General features: G+C 48.2%; 15 protein-coding genes. 2 read left to right on the top strand and 13 right to left on the bottom strand.

The genetic code is table 11. The features are described from left to right. Positions 1–31: 31 nt before the first annotated feature. From Q0198_RS09095 to nifJ, 4 genes are all read right to left on the bottom strand, one after another. A complete protein-coding gene (locus Q0198_RS09095; protein WP_297897237.1) occupies positions 32–454 on the bottom strand; it encodes a hypothetical protein in 423 nt (140 codons plus the stop codon). Between the two features lie 124 nt (positions 455–578). Next, positions 579–902 carry a DUF2325 domain-containing protein gene (locus tag Q0198_RS09100; protein ID WP_297897239.1) on the bottom strand — a complete coding sequence of 108 codons (324 nt, stop codon included), beginning with the start codon at positions 900–902 and terminating at the stop codon, positions 579–581. 118 nt (positions 903–1020) lie between these two features. Beyond that, on the bottom strand, positions 1021–1713 hold the full coding sequence (locus Q0198_RS09105) for an aspartate/glutamate racemase family protein (protein ID WP_297897243.1): 693 nt from the start codon (positions 1711–1713) through the stop codon (positions 1021–1023). Between the two features lie 79 nt (positions 1714–1792). Next, positions 1793–5374, bottom strand: coding sequence for a pyruvate:ferredoxin (flavodoxin) oxidoreductase (nifJ, locus tag Q0198_RS09110; RefSeq protein WP_297897245.1), 3582 nt, complete (start codon positions 5372–5374; stop codon positions 1793–1795). A 786-nt stretch (positions 5375–6160) separates the two neighbouring features. Between nifJ and Q0198_RS09115 the strand changes: the two genes are divergently transcribed. Beyond that, positions 6161–7324 carry a sugar transporter gene (locus Q0198_RS09115; RefSeq protein WP_297897247.1) on the top strand — a complete coding sequence of 388 codons (1164 nt, stop codon included), beginning with the start codon at positions 6161–6163 and terminating at the stop codon, positions 7322–7324. Positions 7325–7447: 123 nt separating this feature from the next. Here the strand turns inward: Q0198_RS09115 and Q0198_RS09120 are convergent, their stop codons facing one another. The 9 genes from Q0198_RS09120 to Q0198_RS09160 form a co-directional block, all read right to left on the bottom strand. Further along, positions 7448–9271, bottom strand: a complete 1824-nt coding sequence (locus Q0198_RS09120; RefSeq protein ID WP_297897249.1) for a P-loop NTPase fold protein — start codon at positions 9269–9271, stop codon at positions 7448–7450. A 170-nt stretch (positions 9272–9441) separates the two neighbouring features. After that, positions 9442–10053 (bottom strand): L(+)-tartrate dehydratase subunit beta, encoded by a 612-nt coding sequence (gene ttdB / locus Q0198_RS09125; RefSeq protein ID WP_297897250.1) that lies wholly within the window; start codon positions 10051–10053, stop codon positions 9442–9444. Further along, positions 10050–10931, bottom strand: a complete 882-nt coding sequence (ttdA, locus tag Q0198_RS09130) for a L(+)-tartrate dehydratase subunit alpha (protein ID WP_297897253.1) — start codon at positions 10929–10931, stop codon at positions 10050–10052. Before ttdA ends, ttdB begins: the two co-directional genes overlap by 4 nt. After that, positions 10924–11382: a DUF2809 domain-containing protein gene (locus Q0198_RS09135; protein ID WP_297897257.1), complete on the bottom strand. Its 459-nt coding sequence runs from the start codon at positions 11380–11382 to the stop codon at positions 10924–10926. Before Q0198_RS09135 ends, ttdA begins: the two co-directional genes overlap by 8 nt. A 51-nt stretch (positions 11383–11433) precedes the next feature. Then, positions 11434–12180, bottom strand: a complete 747-nt coding sequence (gene larB / locus Q0198_RS09140; RefSeq protein ID WP_297897308.1) for a nickel pincer cofactor biosynthesis protein LarB — start codon at positions 12178–12180, stop codon at positions 11434–11436. Next, positions 12167–12949 carry an ATP-dependent sacrificial sulfur transferase LarE gene (gene larE / locus Q0198_RS09145; protein WP_297897260.1) on the bottom strand — a complete coding sequence of 261 codons (783 nt, stop codon included), beginning with the start codon at positions 12947–12949 and terminating at the stop codon, positions 12167–12169. The genes larB and larE overlap by 14 nt, the downstream gene beginning before the upstream one ends. After that, entirely contained in the window at positions 12921–14165 is a 1245-nt protein-coding gene (larC, locus tag Q0198_RS09150; RefSeq protein ID WP_297897263.1) for a nickel pincer cofactor biosynthesis protein LarC, read from the bottom strand. Before larC ends, larE begins: the two co-directional genes overlap by 29 nt. Positions 14166–14167: 2 nt before the next feature. Next, a complete protein-coding gene (larA, locus tag Q0198_RS09155) occupies positions 14168–15418 on the bottom strand; it encodes a nickel-dependent lactate racemase (protein ID WP_297897266.1) in 1251 nt (416 codons plus the stop codon). 207 nt (positions 15419–15625) lie between these two features. Beyond that, positions 15626–17293, bottom strand: a complete 1668-nt coding sequence (locus tag Q0198_RS09160) for an anaerobic C4-dicarboxylate transporter (RefSeq protein WP_297897269.1) — start codon at positions 17291–17293, stop codon at positions 15626–15628. Positions 17294–17588: 295 nt separating this feature from the next. Between Q0198_RS09160 and Q0198_RS09165 the strand changes: the two genes are divergently transcribed. Beyond that, a complete protein-coding gene (locus Q0198_RS09165) occupies positions 17589–18746 on the top strand; it encodes a hypothetical protein (RefSeq protein WP_297897272.1) in 1158 nt (385 codons plus the stop codon). Positions 18747–18756: the final 10 nt, after the last annotated feature.

The following is an 18756-nucleotide window of genomic DNA, read 5'->3' on the forward strand; positions in this document are numbered from 1 at the left end:
CAGCAAATACGGGCAGCGGCATATCGCGCAGCTAAGCAAAGATTATCGCATTATCCGCCGCGCAAAATTTCACGGCAGGCTTGAAACGGTAAATTTTACGAGCCCCGCGCCCAAGTTCGGAAGCGATAAAATTTAAAAACGCGGCGCGAAACTGCGAAGCGCCCTTTAAATTTACGGGCGGAATTCTATAATCCGCATCCACGCTAAAATTATAAAGCGTGAGCATCGCCTTTGCGCGAGCGGGCAGAGGAAGGCTGCAAAACGGCTGCGAAGCGATCTCGCGTCCGTCTGCGTCAAAGCCGAAAAGCTCGCCTCGCTGCCAAAAATTTTGCGCCCCGCCGCCTATCTCGTCGCTTACCTCTCGGCTTTTTAGAATGCCGTGCATTTTGCTATCTTTTACTTCGCGGGTTTCGTCGTTTTTGCGGTATTTTCGCTCGCTCGTTTTCTTGCTCATATTCCAGTCTTTTGGCTCGATCTCATCTTTTTAAACTCATCTATATTTCGCAGCAGAGCGCACCGATATTTATAAAATTTTGCGCCTTTTACAGATGTGCGCTTTGCTGCTAAGCAGCGCCAAATTATTCGTTTTCGATGGCGGAGCAGTTAAATTCTTGATTTAGATTGAAAACCTTGCAATACTCGCAAAACACGCAACTGACGCTTCTTTTAGCGCATACGAGCGGGATTTTGCGCTTTTTGACTTCGCCTTTGATCTTTTTCATCGTGTTGTGGTTCAAAAAGCTCGTAAGCATAACGACACACTCGGTATCTTGCGGGATCGGCTTACGATTTACGCGATTTTCGTTTCGTGCATCCCAGTGCTCGATGTTACTCGCGCCAAGGTCTTTTAAAACCGCCTTAATGGGCGTAATTTCATCTGCTCCTATAACTAAAACGTTCATTTCATCCCCTTTTATGATTGATAGTTGTTATTATAACAGAGAAAGATTAAATTTAACTGATAATGTATATAAAAATTTGAAATTATAAGCCGGAATTTTACCGGCTCATATTTGATATTTACTCGCTTAAAGCTAGACTTACTGCCGCATCGATGTGGATCTGCGTAGTATCAAATAGCCACGCGGCGGTATCTGCTTGCGATACGAGCAGCCCGATCTCCGTACAGCCCAGTATCACGCCCTGCGCGCCGCGAGCTCTAAGTCCTTCTATAATCCGTAAAAATTTCTCTTTGGAGTGCGGTAAGATTTTACCAAAGCAAAGCTCATCAAAAATTACTTCGTTTACCGCTTCCATTTCGTCCGCGTTCGGTACGAGCACCTCTACGCCACCATCTATCAAGCGCTGTTTGTAAAAATCCTGCGTCATCGTGTAGATCGTGCCGAGCAGCCCTACTTTTTGCACGCCACGTTTTCGCAACTCATTTAGCGTAGCGTCCGCGATATGCACGAAAGGCACGGAGATAGCGGCATTTATCGCCTCGTAGCACTTATGCATCGTGTTAGTGCAAAGAAAAATATAATCCGCTCCGCCGCTTTGCAAAACCCGCGCGTGACGAGCTAAAATTTCACCTGCCCTGTCCCACTCATTATCTCTTTGACACCGCTCGATCTCGTCGAAATTTAAGCTACTTAGCAGGATTTCGCCGCTACTTAGCCCGCCTAGACGCTCGTTAATTTTGCGATTGATCCCATCATAATAGGTAATCGTAGATTCGTAACTCATGCCGCCGATTAGCCCGATTTTTTTCATGGATTTTCCTTTTGGAATTTAACGAAATTCCTGGGTCACAAATTCTGCGACCCGGAATTCTAAAAACTAACTACAAAGCTTAAGCATTCTCGCTCGCGACGCCCGCAGAGATAACCTCATCGCCGAAATCGGCATTTGCAAGCCGCTTGAGCTGGCGATAGCGCCTCATCGCGTCGGCTTTGTTTGCTTCATAAAGCTTACCCGCGTGCTCCGGATCGATCTTTTTAAGCGCGTTGTAGCGCACTTCGTTTAGCAAAAATTCCTCATAAAGGCTCCAGTCCGGCTCTTTGGATGAAATTTTAAGCGGATTTTTGCCCTCCGCCGCAAGCTGCGGATCGAAGGTGTAGGTCGGCCAATAGCCGCATTTGCTCGCAAGTTCGGCTTGATCGCCCGAGCTGCCCATGCCGCCTTTGATACCGTGCGCGATACACGGCGAATACGCTATGATGAGGCTAGGTCCCGGGTAAGCCTCTGCCGCCATGATCGCCTTTAGCGTCGCGGCTTGGTTTGCATTGGAATTTACCTGCGCGACGAAGATGTTGCCGTAGGTCATCGCGATTTGACCTAGGTCTTTTTTCTGAACGCGCTTGCCGCCTGCCGTAAACTGCGCGATCGAGCCGCGGCGGCTAGCTTTGGAGCTCTGCCCACCGGTATTTGAGTAAACCTCCGTATCCAGCACCAGCACGTTTACGTCCTCGCCGGTAGCCAGCACGTGATCGAGCCCGCCGTAGCCGATGTCGTAGGCCCATCCGTCGCCGCCGATGATCCACTGCGATTTTTTGTTTAGATATTGCTTCAGCTCTAAAATTTCACAAACCCCGGGCGCGTCCAAATTTTGTTCTAGCAGCGGCACCAGCCTATCTCTGATCTGAGCGGATTTTAGCGTATCGTTTCTGTTTTCGATCCAGTCGTGATAAAGCGCCTTTAGCGCGTTTGGCACGCTTGAGAGCGAACCCAGCATTAGATCCTCGATCTTATGGCGCAGCGTCTCGCTTGCGATCTTCATTCCCAGCCCGAACTCGGCGTTGTCCTCAAAAAGCGAGTTCGCCCACGCGACGCCGCGGCCGTTCTCGTCCTTGCGGTACGGCATCGAAGGCGCCGATCCGCCGTAGATCGAGCTACAGCCCGTGGCGTTGGCTACGATCATATGATCGCCGAAAAGTCGCGTTATCAGCGTGATATACGGCGTCTCGCCGCATCCCGGACATGCGCCGTGAAATTCAAAATACGGGCGGGCAAAGCCCACGCCCTTGACGCTTGATCTGTCCATCAAATCGTCTTTGTATCTTACATACTCGAATAAAAAGTCTGCGCTTTCTTGCTCGCCCTTAGCGAGTTCTTCTTCAAGCGGCACCATAACGAGCGATTTTTCCTTGCTCGGGCAGTTTTCGGCGCAAAGCGCGCAGCCCGTACAATCTAGCGGGCTTACTTGGATCTTATATTTTAGCCCCTTCAGCTCCTTGCCCTTGGCTTCTAGCAGATGCTCTCTTAAATTTAAAGGAGCGGCGGCCTCGTCTTTTTCGTCTAGTAAAAACGCTCTGATTACGGCGTGCGGGCAGACGAAGGCGCACTGGTTGCACTGGATGCAGTTTTGCTCGATCCATTTAGGCACCGTGACGCCCACGCCGCGCTTTTCAAATCGCGTCGTGCCCGCGTCAAACCCGCCGTCCTCGTGCCCTAAAAACGCCGAGACCGGCAAGCTATCGCCGCGCGCTGCGTTCATCGGCTTTACGATCTTTTCGATAAATTCGTCGCCTTTGTATTTATCGTTCGTATCCGCCGCGTCGTCCTTTAAATTTACCCATGCAGGATCGATCGCTACCTGCACCAAGGCGTCCGCTCCCCTATCTATCGCGTCGCAGTTCATCGCCACGACCGCTTCGCCCTTTTTGGCGTAGGTTTTCTTGGCGTATTCTTTCATATAGCTCTGCGCCTGCTCGAACGGAATGATGCCGCTGAGCTTGAAAAACGCCGATTGCATGATCGTATTGGTGCGGCCTCCGAGCCCTATATCGCGTGCTAGTTTGGTGGCGTTTAGAATGTAAAATTTTACCCGTCTGGCAGCTAGAATTTTTTTGACCTTGTTCGGAAGCTTTGCCGCTGTTTGCTCGGCACCCCAAATGGAATTTAAAAGAAAGATGCCGCCTTCGCGGATGCCCCCGATGACGTCGTAGATGTCCAGATACGCAGCGACCGAGCAGGCGACGAAATGCGGATTTGAGACGAGATAGGTCGAGCGGATCGGTCTTTTGCCGAAGCGTAGGTGCGAGCGCGTGTAGCCGCCCGATTTCTTGCTGTCGTAGGCGAAATACGCCTGCGCGTAAAGATCGGTTTTATCGCCGATGATTTTGACGGAATTTTTATTCGCGCCCACGGTGCCGTCCGCGCCGAGGCCGTAAAATAAGCACTCGGTCTCATCCTCGTAGCCGAGTGAAATTTTATCTCCCACGGGAAGGGATAGATGAGTCACGTCGTCGTCGATGCCGATCGTAAAGCCGTTTTTAGGCTCATCCGCCTTTAAATTTTCATACACGGCGATTAGCTGTGCAGGGTCGACGTCCTTAGAGCTTAGCCCATACCTGCCGCCCACGATGAGTGGGGCGTCCGCGCGCCCGTAAAATGCGGCCTTTATATCCAGATACAGCGGCTCGCCGAGGCTGCCGGGCTCCTTCGTGCGGTCTAGCACGGCGATTTTGCGCACGCTTTTAGGCATCGCGGCGAAGAGATATTTGAGGCTGAAAGGCCTGTAGAGATGCACTTTTAGCACGCCTACCTTCTCGCCCTTCGCGTTTAGATGATCGACCACCTCCTCAAGGGCTTGATTGACCGAGCCCATCGCGACGATCACCCGCTGCGGCTCGCTTGCGCCGTAATAGACGAAAGGCGCGTACGATCGCCCCGTGATCTTTGAAATTTCGCTCATATACTCCGCGACGATGTCCGGAAGCGCGTCGTAAAATTTATTGACTAGCTCGCGCGTCTGAAAATACACGTCGTCGTTTTGCGCCGTGCCGCGAGTTTTAGGATGCTCGGAGTTTAGCGCGTCAGCTCTAAATTTACGCACGGCCTCGCGATCGAGCAGGCGATCAAACTCGGCATAGTCCATCACCTCGATCTTTTGAATTTCATGGCTGGTGCGAAATCCGTCGAAAAAGTGCAAAAACGGCACTCGCCCCTTAATCGCCGCAAGATGCGCGATACCGCCCAGATCCATCACCTCCTGCACGCTGTCGCTTGCAAGCATCGCAAAGCCGCTTTGGCGACAGGCATAGACGTCTTGATGATCGCCGAAAATGGAGAGCGCCTGCGCCGCAAGCGCGCGCGCCGCGACGTGAATGACGCCCGGAAGCATCTGACCTGCGATCTTATACATATTTGGAATTTTTAGCAAAAGCCCCTGCGATGCGGTGTACGTCGTCGTAAGCGCGCCCGCTTGGAGTGAGCCGTGCACAGTGCCCGCCGCGCCGCCCTCGCTTTGCATCTCGACCACCTTGACGGGCATGCCGAAGAGGTTTTTCTTGCCCTGCGACGCCCAAATATCGGTATAGTCCGCCATCGGCGAGCTAGGCGTGATCGGATAGATGCCCGCAACCTCGGTGAAGGCGTATGAGACGTAAGCCGCGGCCTCGTTTCCGTCCATCGTTTTCATAACTTTTGCCATTTTTAGTTCCTTTGGAATTATCAAATTTCACTAATTTTACATATTTATTGCTTAAAAATTTAAATGCTTCGCAAACCGAATAAAATTCTAAAGCTTTATCACAGCAGGCGGGCTACAAGCGCGATCTGCTGGCAGTTTTAGACGAGCATTGCGGACGATTTGAGACGGGCTCTTTCGCCGCTTTGAAAATAATTTTTTGCATACTTTAAGCGCGGATCGCGAGCAGCGGTAGAGATTAAATGCAAATTTAGCCGTCTGGCTTGAAATTCTAACCTAAATATCAAATGACGGGAATGCGCGAAAATTAAGAAATTTAAAAATGCACTTGCCACAAGATAAAAAGACCTCATATCGCAACAAGACTGGATAATAAATTTAGCCACTACAAAACCTCAACCGCTATACGCATCCAAACTCGACGTAGCGAATTTTTATTTATGGCTTGCGACATCGCGGTATATAAAATTTCAGCGCATTCCGCCAAATACAAGGAATTTTACTGCCTCCTGCCGAGCGCAGCGCAAATTTCATTTTAAATTTTCATCGATTGATCGCTACGTGAATTTTACTCCATGCGACTTTGCGTTTTGAGCGTAAATTCTATTTCCGCAAGCTGCGCGGAGGATAAATTTAGCTATAATCCTCCGCTTAGATTTAGCACGAAACGCGGCACGTATATACGGCGCGGAATTTTAAAATTTTAAAATTCCGAGCAGAACTCGAAAAGCTAAAAACCGCTAAATGCGCTAAACTTAAAGCCAAATTTAAAAGCCCAAAGGAAAACCGATGAACGTCCATAAAATCGCTTATACGAGAGTTGTCGCGTTAGCGTTTGCCGCCTTTATTTTTAACACGACGGAATTTATCCCCGTGGCCCTGCTAAGCGACATCGCGGCGGATTTTAAGATGGATGTTACGAGTACGGGCCTAATCATCACGATCTACGCGTGGGCGGTGAGTATCCTTTCGCTACCGTTGATGCTGCTTACTTCAAAGCTTGAGCGCAAGAGATTGCTTTTGCGGCTTTTTGTGCTGTTTACGCTAAGCCACGTCCTGGCGGCCATTGCGTGGAATTTTGCCGTTTTGGTAATCGCGCGACTCGGTATCGCAATTTCGCACGCGATCTTTTGGTCGATCACTTCATCGCTCGTCGTGCGCGTAGCGCCGATAAATAAAGGCTCTCAGGCCATCGGCATGCTGGCTTTGGGCACCTCGCTTGCGATGGTTTTGGGGCTTCCTTTGGGACGCGTGGTAGGCGAGCTTTTCGGCTGGAGGATTACGTTTTTTGCAATCGGCGCGCTTGCGGCGGCGGAGGCGCTGTTTCTTTGGAAAATTTTACCGTTTTTACCGAGTCGCCGCGCGGGCTCTCTTGCGAGCTTGCCGATGCTTGCAAGGCGCCCGATGCTGCTTGCTTTGTATCTGCTGACGTTTTTGATCGTAGGCGCGCATTTTACGACCTACAGCTATGTCGAGCCCTTCGTGGCGAAATTTAATCCCGCGGGCGATCACTTCGTAACCTACGTCCTGCTTGCATTCGGTGCTTCGGGAATCGCCGCAAGCGCGCTTTTTTCAAAGCTTTACCGCTCATTTGCGAACGCCTTTTTGATCTGCTCGATCCTCTTTATCCTAGCCTCGGCGCTAACGCTAAAGGTTTTTGTCGCAAATGACGTAGCGCTGCTGCTTGTAGCTTTCGTCTGGGGGATAGGTATTTCCGGCTTTGGACTCTGCTTGCAGATTAGGGTTTTGGCGCTAGCTCCCGACGCTACTGACGTCGCGATATCGATCTATTCGGCTATCTACAACGTAGGCATCGGCGGCGGAGCGCTTTTGGGGCATCAAATCGCAACGAGATTCGGGCTTGAGCACATAGGCGAGGCGGGCGCGATACTGGGCGCGCTGGGGCTTGCAAGCTACCTCTATGCAAGCGTGAAATTCGCGGAGAAAAAATAGCGCGCGCAAAAATTAAAGGTAGCCCAAAATAACACAAGAAATTTTACGAGCTATTCATTTCACTTGAAAACCTCGCTAAATACGGCAAAAGATTGGGGCGAGTTGAAATAAAAATTTAAAGGCTTATTCTAAATGAGCCTTTTCCTTCAAATCTTCAAGTATAAATTTCATCTTAAGTTTTTGATTTTCGTCGCCGTTTTCTGATAAATTTTTAAATACTTTTAAAATTTTATCTTTTAGTTCTTTGTTGTCCGGGAGTCTAGAAATATCTCTTTGCAAAAATCCTATCGCGCTACGAAGAAATTCCAAATTTTCATAGCAATATTTTTCTAAAATTTCTTCCGTTATTTTTGAGGATAATTCTTTTTGGATTGGAATTCTGGTCTTAAAAATATTTTCTATTATCCTCTCTGCAGACGATATCTTATATATTTCATTTTTTGTTATAAGGTTATCGTGTAGCTCCTTAACACGCTCATCAAAATTTATCATCTCGTCTAAAATATCGTTATATAAATTTTGATTTTGGTAGTTTTCGAAAATATCCGTTATATAATCCAGTAAAACTTTAGTCGCAAATTCATGGTATTTTTGCTTATTTTCTTCATCAAATTTTTCCAGTGTTTCTATGTATAAAATAAAAGGACTAACCCCGACTATATCTATTATATTCTCTTTATTTGTTTCTAGACGAGTAAAGAGATTGCCTACAAAAATGCCGTTATCATACTGTAAATTTAATGTGCCGTTTAAGTATTCCTCTAAAATTTCTTTTCTAATTTCTATATACAGCCTACCCTTATGTTTATCGTATTCTTTATTGATGATATTTTCTATAATAATATTAAATTCCTCAATATTTATAATTGATTTTTTAGTATATGATAGTATGTTTATACCTAGCCAATAGTAATATTCATCATTTGTAAATTTAAATGCATAATATAGGTCGCCAGTGTCTTTTTCATTTTTAAATAATTCATACACATCTGTTAAATTGCTACGGTAGTCTAATTTACCAAGAAATCGCTCGATCTCGGCGGAAGAATTCATCGCATTTATGATTGATATTCCTAGTATATAAGTTATGACGTTGTCTTTTATGGGTTGATATTTTTGCAGCTTGTCTTCTAGATGTTGTTTATAATCATTCAGCGCATTTATCGCTCGCCTCATCACTCTAATGTTATTTATGGCGTGCTTTGCGAAATACTGTGATGCCGCATCTCGGTAAACTTCCCCTAGCTCGCTCGATATGGTACTAAAAGATTCCTGCGGGGTCGGATTATAATAAAATTCGTAGTCCATAATTTTATCTTTGTATTGCGATAAAATTTTTTCTAGTTCTGTTTTATTATCTTTTATTTGACTAGCATTTTTGAGCTCTTTATCTTCTAAATTTTTCTTATCTTCTTTTTGGATTTCTTTAGCAGGAGCCGTCATCTTCGAGCGATTTAAAATCATAACTATATGACAATTTTGCTGCTCTTTATATTCAGAAATCAGTCCTAAAACATCTTTTAAATTTATCTTATTAGACATTCTTTCAAAGTCATCGAAGCAGATTATTGCATCTTTGTACTTATCTGTATACAGGGAGTCCAGCATAATTAAACTAAATTCTGCAATTTTATTATCAGTCAATCTTTTTGTAAAGAAACTGAAAATACCTGTAAGATTAAATTTTTTACTTTTTTCTAATATCTTTGATACGACTTTATTATTTCTATAAAATTTTAAATTTATCTCTTGCTTAATTTCCTGGATGCTTTCCTTACCAAACAAAGAGACATAAACAGAATTTTTATCGAAATTTTTGGCAGAAAAATTTTTCCAAAAAGTTGTTTTTCCTACGCCCCATTCACCGTCTAAAACGACGCAGACTGCATTGTCTCGCTGCAATATTTCCGTTAATCTTTTTTCGATATTTTCTTTGGCGGTACCCATATTGATCCTTTATCGTTTTAAAATTTTACTAGAACTCTCATAAATTTAAAGACTTTATACCTAAGTGTCTCAAAAATTTAATCCTTACTGCAGCGCTAAATTTTAAAATTTAGCGACAGGGCGTAAAAATTTAAGGCGCATAATTTAAACCCCGAGCCGTCAAAATTTAACTACTTTATAAACCCGACCTGCGGTAAAATTTCAGCTAGCGCCGCGTCCTTTTTCTCGTTAAATTTGACCTTGTTTTGCTCGAAAAGATTATTTCCGTGCGCGTCTATGGAGACGATGAGCGGACCAAACTCCTTCACGCGGCACTTCCACAACGTCTCTGGCATCCCAAGCTCCGTCCAGTCCGCGCTCTCTATCTCCTCGACCTGCGTCGCGGCGACTACCGCGCAGCCCGCGGGAAATACGCAGTGTATCGCGCCAAACTCCTTGCAGCCGCTCATCGTGCCCTCGCCCATGCCGCCTTTGCCCACGATCAGGCGCACGCCCGTTTTGGCGATAAATTCGCGCTCAAATTTCTCCATCCGCATACTAGTCGTCGGCCCCACGGAGACCATCTCAAAGCTTTTATCGCCCGCTTTTCTGATGATCGGTCCAGCATGCAGGATCGCGCCGCCTGCTATATCTAGCGGCAGCTCGCGACCTTCCTGCACGACGCGTCTGTGCGGCACGTCGCGGCAAGTGACGATGTGCCCCGTGAGGTATATGACGTCGCCGATCTTGATATCCGCTAGATCCTCGGCGCCGATCGGCGTGGTTAAAATTTTCTTACTCATAGCGCGAACTCCTTGTGCGATTTTACGTCGAAATTTAGCTGCTCGTCCCAGACGATATGGCCTTTGCGGTGCGACCAGCAGCCTACGTTTACGGCGACGGCGATGACGCTTGGGTGGCGGGCGCAGTTTTCGATATGCACGCCCATCACGGAGCTTGCGCCGCTCATGCCTTGCGGGCCTAGGCCGATTTTATTGATACCCTCTTCGAGCAGTTTTTCGGTTAGCGCGGCGCGCTCGTTTGGATTACGCGAGCCAAGCGGCCTCATCAGCGCTTTTTTAGATAGTAGCGACGCCACGTCGATCGAGGTGCCCACGCCCACGCCCACTAACAGCGGCGGACAGGCGTTTATGCCGTAGCTGGTCATTATGTCCATGACGAATTTCACGACCCCTTCGTAGCCCATGCCGGGCATCAGCACGGTTGCCTTGCCGCCCGCCATATAGGTGTGGATCTCGCACTCGCTGCTTTGCGGCACGATCTCCCAAAATACGCTCGGCGTGCCTTTGCCGACGTTTTTGCCGGTGTTATACTCGTCAAATGTCTCGACGCTGTTGTGACGCAGCGGAGCCTCGCGCGTCGCTCGCAGTACGGCCTCGCGCAGCAGCTCCTCAAGCTCGCCGATGAGCGGGAAGTTCGCTCCGCAGCGCACGAAAAACTGGATCACGCCCGTATCCTGGCAGGACGGATGGTCTAGCTCCTTGGCTAGGCGCTGATTTTCAAACATCGTTTTGTAGATCTCTCTCGCTAACGGCTGCGTCTCGCGCTCACTAAGCTCGCTTAGCTTCGCCGTCACGTCGTCGGGCAGCACTTTGCCCGTGTAGCCGACGAATTTCGCCATGACCTCGGTCATTTTTTCTACCGCTTTTTGTTTATCCATCGCTTCTCCTTTTTTCAAATTTTTCATAGACACCCGCTAGGACGCAGCCCGCAGCGTAGCAGAGCAAATCGGCAAAATCAAACGTCCCGCCGATCATAATCTTTAAAATTTTATTTTCTATGCCTAAAATTTGCACGGCGCCAAAATACTGCGCGAGCTCCAAAGCCGCCGCAAACGCGAAAATTTTAAGCGGCAAATTTAAAGGCGGCGCGCTAAATGCAGCCCGAGCCAAAGCGTAAAGCAAGATAACCGCCAAAACGTCGCCCGCGTAGTGGCGTACGAAGCCATCCTTTACGCAGATCGCGATGTAAATTTCGATCGCCAAAATCAAAACCGCCGCGGCTAAAAACGCTAGCCTCGTTCTTGCGCTTTGTCTTGTTTGCGTATTTTGCATGCGCTTTGCTGCGTCTTTCAGCCCAGCTTTTTGCTCGTTTAAATTTTCCTCTTGCAACGCTTTCCTTTTAAATATTTAGCCATTAAATTTGCCTCGCGCGGCGTAAATTCAGAGATGATTTATCAGGCTCGCGTTATACGCGGCGCCAAAGCCGTTGTCGATATTTACGACGCTCACGCCGTTTGCGCAGCTGTTTAGCATTGCTAGTAGCGCCGCCAGCCCGCCAAAGCTCGCGCCGTATCCCACGCTGGTGGGCACCGCAATCACCGGCACTCTCACGAGGCCTGCAAGCACGCTAGCTAACGCACCCTCCATGCCGGCTACCGCGATCACGACATTTGCGCCGCGTATCTGCTCTAAATTTGCGATCAGCCTGTGCAGTCCCGCCACGCCCGCGTCGCTAAATTTGCGCACGTCGTTGCCTAGAAATCGCGCCGTCTCGTACGCCTCCTCCACTACAGCGCCGTCGGCGGTGCCGGCAGATACTATCGCGATGTAGTTTTGCGTGAGCGCAGGCTCTTTAAATTTGACGCTGATGATGCGGCCGCGAGCGTTAAATTCCGCCTGCGGCAAGATTTCGCGCAGCCGCTTGAAAACCCGCTCATTCGTGCGCGTGATTAGGATATTTTGCCCTCTCGCGCCGATCGCACCAGCGATGCGTAAAATTTCATCATCCGTCTTGCCCTCGCCGTAGATCACCTCTCCTGCGCCGTTTCGCAGGGCGCGCTGGGTATCGATCTTGGCGCAGCCTACGTCTTCGTATGGGTAGTTTTTTAGGTATTTTAGTGCCTCTTGCTCGCTCACGCGGCCGCTTTTTATCCCCTCGAAAAGCTCTAAAATTTCATCCTCTCTCATGCAAAACATCCTCTCTAAGCCCCTTTAGATCGAGCGTCACCTCCGCTGCGCCAAGCGTCACGAGCTGCCTAACCACGCTTTTAAATTTTGCGTCGTTTAAGAAGTCGCGCATGCTAGAAAAGGGCATTTGCAGCTTTATATTTTTGCGGTCGCACCGCGCGCGGACGTTTGCGTAGCCGCTTGCGATGAGCAGATTTTCCGCCGCTTCGATCAAATTTAGCTCGTGCGGGGTGATCTCACGCCCATGCGGCAGGCGCGTTAGCAAGCACGCATAGCCGGGTTTTTCGGCTGTGGGCAAGCCTAGCTCGCGCGAGAGCTCGCGAATTTCGGATTTGGTTAAATTTATCAGCGGCGAGAGCACGCCCAGCTCCTCTTTGGCTTTGAGCCCGGGGCGGTGTTCGCCCAGATCGTCTCGGTTTGTGCCGTCTGCGACGCGTCTAAAGCCAAGCTCGCGGGCGCGCTCGATTAGGCGCGAAAACACCGCCTTTTTGCACAGATAGCAGCGGTTTTCGGGGTTGTTTTTGATCCCCTCTGCGACGCCGAGCTCTAAAATTTCGTGGCGGATGCCGTAGGCGTGGGCAAATTCTACGGCCTCGGCGATCTCGCGCGAGGACATGTAGGGCGATCGTATCGTTATGCCGATCGCTCGCGCACCCAGAGTGTCGTGCGCCGCGCGCAGCAGTAGCGAGCTATCCGCGCCGCCGCTAAATGCGACCGCCAGCTCGCCAAGCCCGCGCAGATCAGCCTTTAGTTTTTCTAGTTTCGTCATAGATTTTCAGCGCCTCTTTCCGCACCCGTTCGATTGTCGTGTCGTGCGCGAGCGCCGCGGCCTTGCACTCGTCAAATTCGGGCTTTATTTTTTGCGTTTGGCAGGTGCCAGAAATTTTAAGCCCTATCTCGCCGAATTTCGTCTGCACCCGCACAAACTCGCGCTTTAGCTCGGTTTTAGCAACCTCTATCTCGCGGACGCCGATCGCCGTCGTGTGCGTAAATATCAGATTCTTTAAATTTTGCGCGTCCTGCTTGCGGCACAGCGCGTTTAGCTCAAAACCCATGCGCCCTTTTTTCATAAAAATAGACCTGCTAAACACGTCCAGCGCGCCGTTTTCGCGTAAAATTTCGTACGCAAGCGCAAAGCTCTCGGCGTCCATATCGTCGATATTCGTGGAGATCAGAATTTGCTTACAAACCTCGTCGCAGCCCGAGCGCGCGCTTAAATTTCGCTCGTCCCCTTCGCCGCGCTCCTCATTGGTTTCGCAAAGCATCACTCGAAGCACGTTTGCAAAGTCTGCGGCATCTTTATCGCCTGCGCCGTAGCCGATCTTTTCTATTTTAAAGCTCGCGCCGTCCGCAAACTCGTCCGCACAAGCCTTTAAAATCGCCGCTCCCGTGGGCGTAGTCATCTCGAAATTTGTGCGTCCGAGGCTTACGGGCACGCCTTTTAAAATTTCGCAAACGGCTGGCGCAGGCACGCTAAGCTCGCCGTGATCGCAGATCGCTACGCCGCCGCCAAGCTCGATTTTGGAGCTTAGCACGCGCGAGACGCCCAAATTTTCAAAAAGATATTCAAAGCAGATCGCCGAGCCCGCGATATCGACGATAGAGTCTATCGCGCCGACCTCGTGGAAATGCACCCGATCTATCTGCGTGCCGTGGACTTTGGCCTCGGCCTCGGCGATCGTGCGAAATATCGCACCCGCTCTTTGCTTGCAGCGCTTGCTTAAATTTGAACCCTCTAAAATTTGCTTGATATCGGCGTAGCTTCTCGCGTGGGGCTGCGATTTTAGCGGCACGACGTCGATTTTGGTCGCGGCGATGCCGTTTTTTAGCACGTTTTTGCGCTCTAGCTTAAATTCGCCGGCTAAATTTAACTTCTCGAGCTCGGCGCAAAGATAGCCAAAATCCACTCCGAGCCCCACCAGCGCGCCTAGATTCATATCGCCGCTGATACCAGCGCTCGCGTCGTAATATAAAATTTTAGCCAAGCCTAGGCCTTAGGCACCGTCATCGAGCCAAACGGCAAGATGATGATTTTTGCGTCCGCGCCCTTTTGCGCGAGCGCGTCGTCCACGGCTTTTTGGATGTCGTGATACGGCTTTAGGTGTACGGCGCGCATCTCATCGTCGCTAAGCTCGCTCACCGCCCAGGTTTGTGCCCAGAGCGAGATTTCGGCCATTTTAGCAGCCTTGTGATAGCCGAGCTTAAAGCCCGCGCTGATCTTTTCGAGCACCTTTTTAGGCGTGTTAGCGGAAGCCATCAGATCAAAAAACGGCTTTGGCCCGATGCCGGTGCGGCACTTTGCGACCATTATTAAAATTCCGTCCTGCGCGAGCGCTAGTTTGCCGTTATCTAGGGCTTTTTGCGCTTGATAGAGATCGACGTCCATCGGATAGGGCGCGACCGAGATCACGATATCTGCCTTGTGCGGGATATTTACGCAAAATACCTCGTCGGCCTTTTTCACGCAGTCGTAAAAGCTGTCATTGAGGTCGCCTGCGCTTGCGTAATACACGCCGTGCTCGCTGTCAAGCACCGTCTGGATCGAAAAAACGTCGATGTGCGCGAGAACCTTCATCGCGTCGATCATATCCTCGTGCACGGGGTTGCCCTCTAGGCGCAGCGCCTGCGCATCGGAGCTTAGGGCGAGCTTGTGGTTTTGCGTGATGCTCTCGTACGACGCGGTGCCTGGCAAAAATGCCTTTCTACCGCCGGTGTAGCCCGCGAAATAGTGCGGCTCGACCGAGCCTATGACGATTACTTTTTTGGCTTCTGCTACGATTTTGTTTAGATACATCTGCGTGCCGTTTTTACTCTCGCCTAAAAATACCATCTCGTCGTGCTTGGAGTCGTGATCGTGAACTTCGTTTTTGGCTCTGATCTCCGCGTAAATTTCTTTGCCGAATATCATCTCGTACTCATCGAGCGTGCCCTCTCTATGGCAGCCCGTGGCGATGATGAAAATTTTATTTTTCTCGCGGATTTTCGGGTAAATTTGCTTTAAAACTTTTGCCGTAGGCGTCGGTCTCGTGCCGTCGTTTACGATAATTACGATCTTTTCGTCGCCTGCTATAAACTCGTCAAAGCTTTTTTGATTTATCGGATTTGCCAGAGCCTTTGCGATGAGCGCCGTTTCGTCAAATTTAGCCACGGGGTTTGGATCAAAAACACCGAGCAAATTTTTCTCGTTTATCTCTAAGCTTAGATGATCATCTTTGCCGTATGCGATAGGGATTTGCATATCTGCCTCCTGTGTGGAATTTGGCGGGATTATAACGTAAATTTTATTTAAAACGATTTAGCTTTGCGCGGGTTATGAACGGAATTTAGAAAGCTTTAGAATTTAAAAATTTAGAGCATTTAAAATTTCAAAATTTTATAAAATTTTAAAAAGCCGCTGGGATTTGAAATTTAAAGCTCGCGAGCCATATGCCCGCGAGCGCAACTATTATAAATAGCCGTAAATATGAGCGAAGATAAAGCCCATCGCGCATGAAGTAAGAACGCCTATTAGCCCAGGGAAAATGAAGCTGTGGTTGATGACGAATCTGCCGATGTGCGTAGTGCCGGAGCGGTCGAACTGGATCGCCGCAAGATCGCTCGGATAGGTAGGTAGGATATAGTATCCGTAGCAAGCCGGTGCAAACGCAATAATAAGACCCGGATCGATACCGATGCTAACCGCTAGCGGTACGAAAGTAGCAACCGCTGCTGCTTGAGAGTTAAGGAATTTACTAATTAGCAGCGAAACGATGACATATGTCCACGGATACGCCATAACAACCTTACCTAGCGACGCTTTTAGCATTTCGATATGAGCAGTAAACATAGTCTCTGCCATCCATGAAATTCCATAAATGGCTACGAGCGCGATCATACCGCTATGAAAAATTTCGTTTTTAGCGATATTGCCCGCTTTAATACCCGAGACAATCATCATGATGGACGCCGCTAGGAGCATGAAAATTTGAATGGTTAAGACCATATTTAAATTTGTGGTCTTTTTCATAGTATCTTTTACGACTATGCTTGCATTTGCGATACTTTCGCTCTTATCGCCTGTCGTGATGACGACATTTCCGTCTTGAGAGATGATGCTTTGAGTAAGCTTTTTATCTTTGTCGTAAATTTCGACGCTATTAAATTTCGTCGCATCTTTGGCTTTGGACTCTTTGACGTTTGAGACGACCTTGCCACCGTCTACCATGGAGATAACCTGACCATCTTTGATCGTGATATTTTTGACCGTTTTTTTATCGACGATGATCTCTACGGATTTGCCCGGAACATTTTTAGTCCACGCAGGGCGCAAGCTTTTTTCGTAACCTAAAACCGCAACTAGCGCAATAGTAGCTAAGAATATCCACATGCAAACCCACTTAATCTTAGGAAGCTTTTGACCTAACAATGTCGTGCTTTCGCCGTAGATATATTTTTTCTGCTCTGGATCTTTGATCTTTTCTTGAAATTCCGGATCTTTATCCAGATCTTTACCTCTAAAAATCGACCACGTTCCGATTGCAAGCATACCGATGAAAGTAGAAGGGATAGTGAGTTTTAGCAGATCCAAATACGTACTAAAGCCCTCGATATGCACGCCTTGGCCTAGTAAGATCGCGACCATCGAAACGCCGGCAACCGAAACGGGGCTAGCGATGATAGCAAGTTGCGAGGAGATCGTAGAAGCAGCCATCGGGCGCTCAGGGCGGACATTGTTTTTAATCGCTACGTCGTAGATAATCGGAAGCAGCGTATAGACGGTGTGTCCCGTTCCGCATAAGATTGTAAGCGTCCACGCAACAGTTGGAGCGATGATACAAACCATCTTCGGATGCTTACGAAGCAATTTCTCCGCTATTTGAAGCATTACATCAAGCCCTCCCGTAGCCTGTAGCGTTGCACTTGCTACGACAACTGCGAGGATAGTTAAAATAACGTCCACTGCCGGCTTACCCGGCTCTAATCTAAATCCAAACACTAAGATCACTAAGCCTATACCGCCTAGAATTCCCAGCGCCATACCGCCTTTTTTAGCACCATAAAACAAACAGCCCAAGACTATAATGAGCTGCAAAAAGAATTGAGTGCTTTCAGACAAACTTGTCAGAAACTCCATAGTTTCTCCTTCAGTAAAATTTAAAACAAACTTTGGCGATTATACTAACTTTTTATTTAAACAAAATTAAAGGAGCGTTACAAATTGTAAAAATCTATCAAAATAAAAATTTACTGAAATTATAATTTTAAAGCAGAATTTATAGCGAAATGTGAAAAATAAAATTTCACTTAGAGCTGTTTTTATATCATAGAATTTCGCAACTTTTAAGAAAACTTAGAATTCCATTATAGCTCAAGCTTTAAACCGATTTTTAAGCCTTGGAGTAGTATCATTTCGCAAAGAGTGGATTAAGATGAATTTTATAAAATTTTGTATTGCCTTTTTGATTTGTTTATCGCAGATGGCAGCAGCTGATAGCTTTGATCTAAACTCCACGCTGCGTCTGAGCACATTCGACGCAAGCTCGCACCGACTGCTTTTATGCGGCAGTGGCGGCGAGCTTAGGATGTTTGATACTGCTAAATGGAATGTGGAGTTCGCGCAAAAATACAGCGATAACGAAATCACGGCTCTAAATTTTAAAAACGGCAAAATTTATCTAGCTTGGGGCGGAGCCGAAATCGCGGTGCTAAACGATAGACTAAAGTTTTTACGCACGCTTAAGACGGGGCGTAGCGGCACAGCCCAAATAGATGCGATCTATGCCGCAAAAGACGCGATTTACGCGGTAGTAGATAAGAATCAACTAATAAGATTAGACGAAGACCCTGATAACAGCGCGGACGGCGGCTACGCCTTGGGTGAAAATTCCACCGCGAACGGGCAATCTTTAAATAAAAATTCCGCCCCAGATGGGCTGCACGGAATTTCGTTTCATTACGGCAGGATCAATGCCGTTAGCCTGGGCGCTAACGGACTTTGCGTCGCAAGCTGGAACGGCGTAGCCTGTTTTAGCGCAGATCTTGTCGCGACTAAATTTAGCGGCATCGATACAGCGCCTAATCGAGCCGCGCAGGGAGAGCTTGGTAGCGTGAAATTTAAAGATGCAGAATTTAATAATGCGAAAAGCGCGCAAGGCTCCGAGCCAAATAAAACGAAAGCTAGCGGTGCAAAGAGCGCGGAATTTCAAAGCTTAGAATTCAAAGGCGCAAAATTTCAAGACGAGGGGCTTAAAACTCGAAGCGAAATTTCAGCCGAAGCTGGCGATAAAAATTTAAGCGGCTCTATAGCCACTGCGCTTGCAGACTGCGACGGGACGCTGTTTGCAGGCGATATAGAGGGGAATTTTATAAATTTAAAAAGCGGCGAGCGCAAAAGCGTGGGCTCTTGGATCAAATCCATCGTATGCGCCCGCGGCACGCAGTTTATCGCTACTAAAGATAAAATTTACGAAAATCAAAAAGCAGGATTAAAGGAGGTTGTGGATTTAAAAAGCGAATTTTTAGCGATGTACGCAGACGGGGAAGCGATCCTCGTAGTCAGCAAATCAGGCAAAATTTTAAAATTCTAAGAAAGGATTA

Origin of the sequence: uncultured Campylobacter sp. (assembly GCF_938045205.1) — a bacterium.
In the GTDB taxonomy this organism is placed as follows: Bacteria; Campylobacterota; Campylobacteria; order Campylobacterales; family Campylobacteraceae; genus Campylobacter_B.

What these genes read in the sequence shown, in the direction of transcription:
- Q0198_RS09095 (WP_297897237.1), bottom strand. Translation starts at nt 454, where the DNA reads ATGAGCAAGAAAACGAGCGAGCGAAAATACCGCAAAAACGACGAAACC.
- Q0198_RS09100 (WP_297897239.1), bottom strand. Translation starts at nt 902, where the DNA reads ATGAACGTTTTAGTTATAGGAGCAGATGAAATTACGCCCATTAAGGCG.
- Q0198_RS09105 (WP_297897243.1), bottom strand. Translation starts at nt 1,713, where the DNA reads ATGAAAAAAATCGGGCTAATCGGCGGCATGAGTTACGAATCTACGATT.
- nifJ (WP_297897245.1), bottom strand. Translation starts at nt 5,374, where the DNA reads ATGGCAAAAGTTATGAAAACGATGGACGGAAACGAGGCCGCGGCTTAC.
- Q0198_RS09115 (WP_297897247.1), top strand. Translation starts at nt 6,161, where the DNA reads ATGAACGTCCATAAAATCGCTTATACGAGAGTTGTCGCGTTAGCGTTT.
- Q0198_RS09120 (WP_297897249.1), bottom strand. Translation starts at nt 9,271, where the DNA reads ATGGGTACCGCCAAAGAAAATATCGAAAAAAGATTAACGGAAATATTG.
- ttdB (WP_297897250.1), bottom strand. Translation starts at nt 10,053, where the DNA reads ATGAGTAAGAAAATTTTAACCACGCCGATCGGCGCCGAGGATCTAGCG.
- ttdA (WP_297897253.1), bottom strand. Translation starts at nt 10,931, where the DNA reads ATGGATAAACAAAAAGCGGTAGAAAAAATGACCGAGGTCATGGCGAAA.
- larB (WP_297897308.1), bottom strand. Translation starts at nt 12,180, where the DNA reads ATGAGAGAGGATGAAATTTTAGAGCTTTTCGAGGGGATAAAAAGCGGC.
- larE (WP_297897260.1), bottom strand. Translation starts at nt 12,949, where the DNA reads ATGACGAAACTAGAAAAACTAAAGGCTGATCTGCGCGGGCTTGGCGAG.
- larA (WP_297897266.1), bottom strand. Translation starts at nt 15,418, where the DNA reads ATGCAAATCCCTATCGCATACGGCAAAGATGATCATCTAAGCTTAGAG.
- Q0198_RS09160 (WP_297897269.1), bottom strand. Translation starts at nt 17,293, where the DNA reads ATGGAGTTTCTGACAAGTTTGTCTGAAAGCACTCAATTCTTTTTGCAG.
- Q0198_RS09165 (WP_297897272.1), top strand. Translation starts at nt 17,589, where the DNA reads ATGAATTTTATAAAATTTTGTATTGCCTTTTTGATTTGTTTATCGCAG.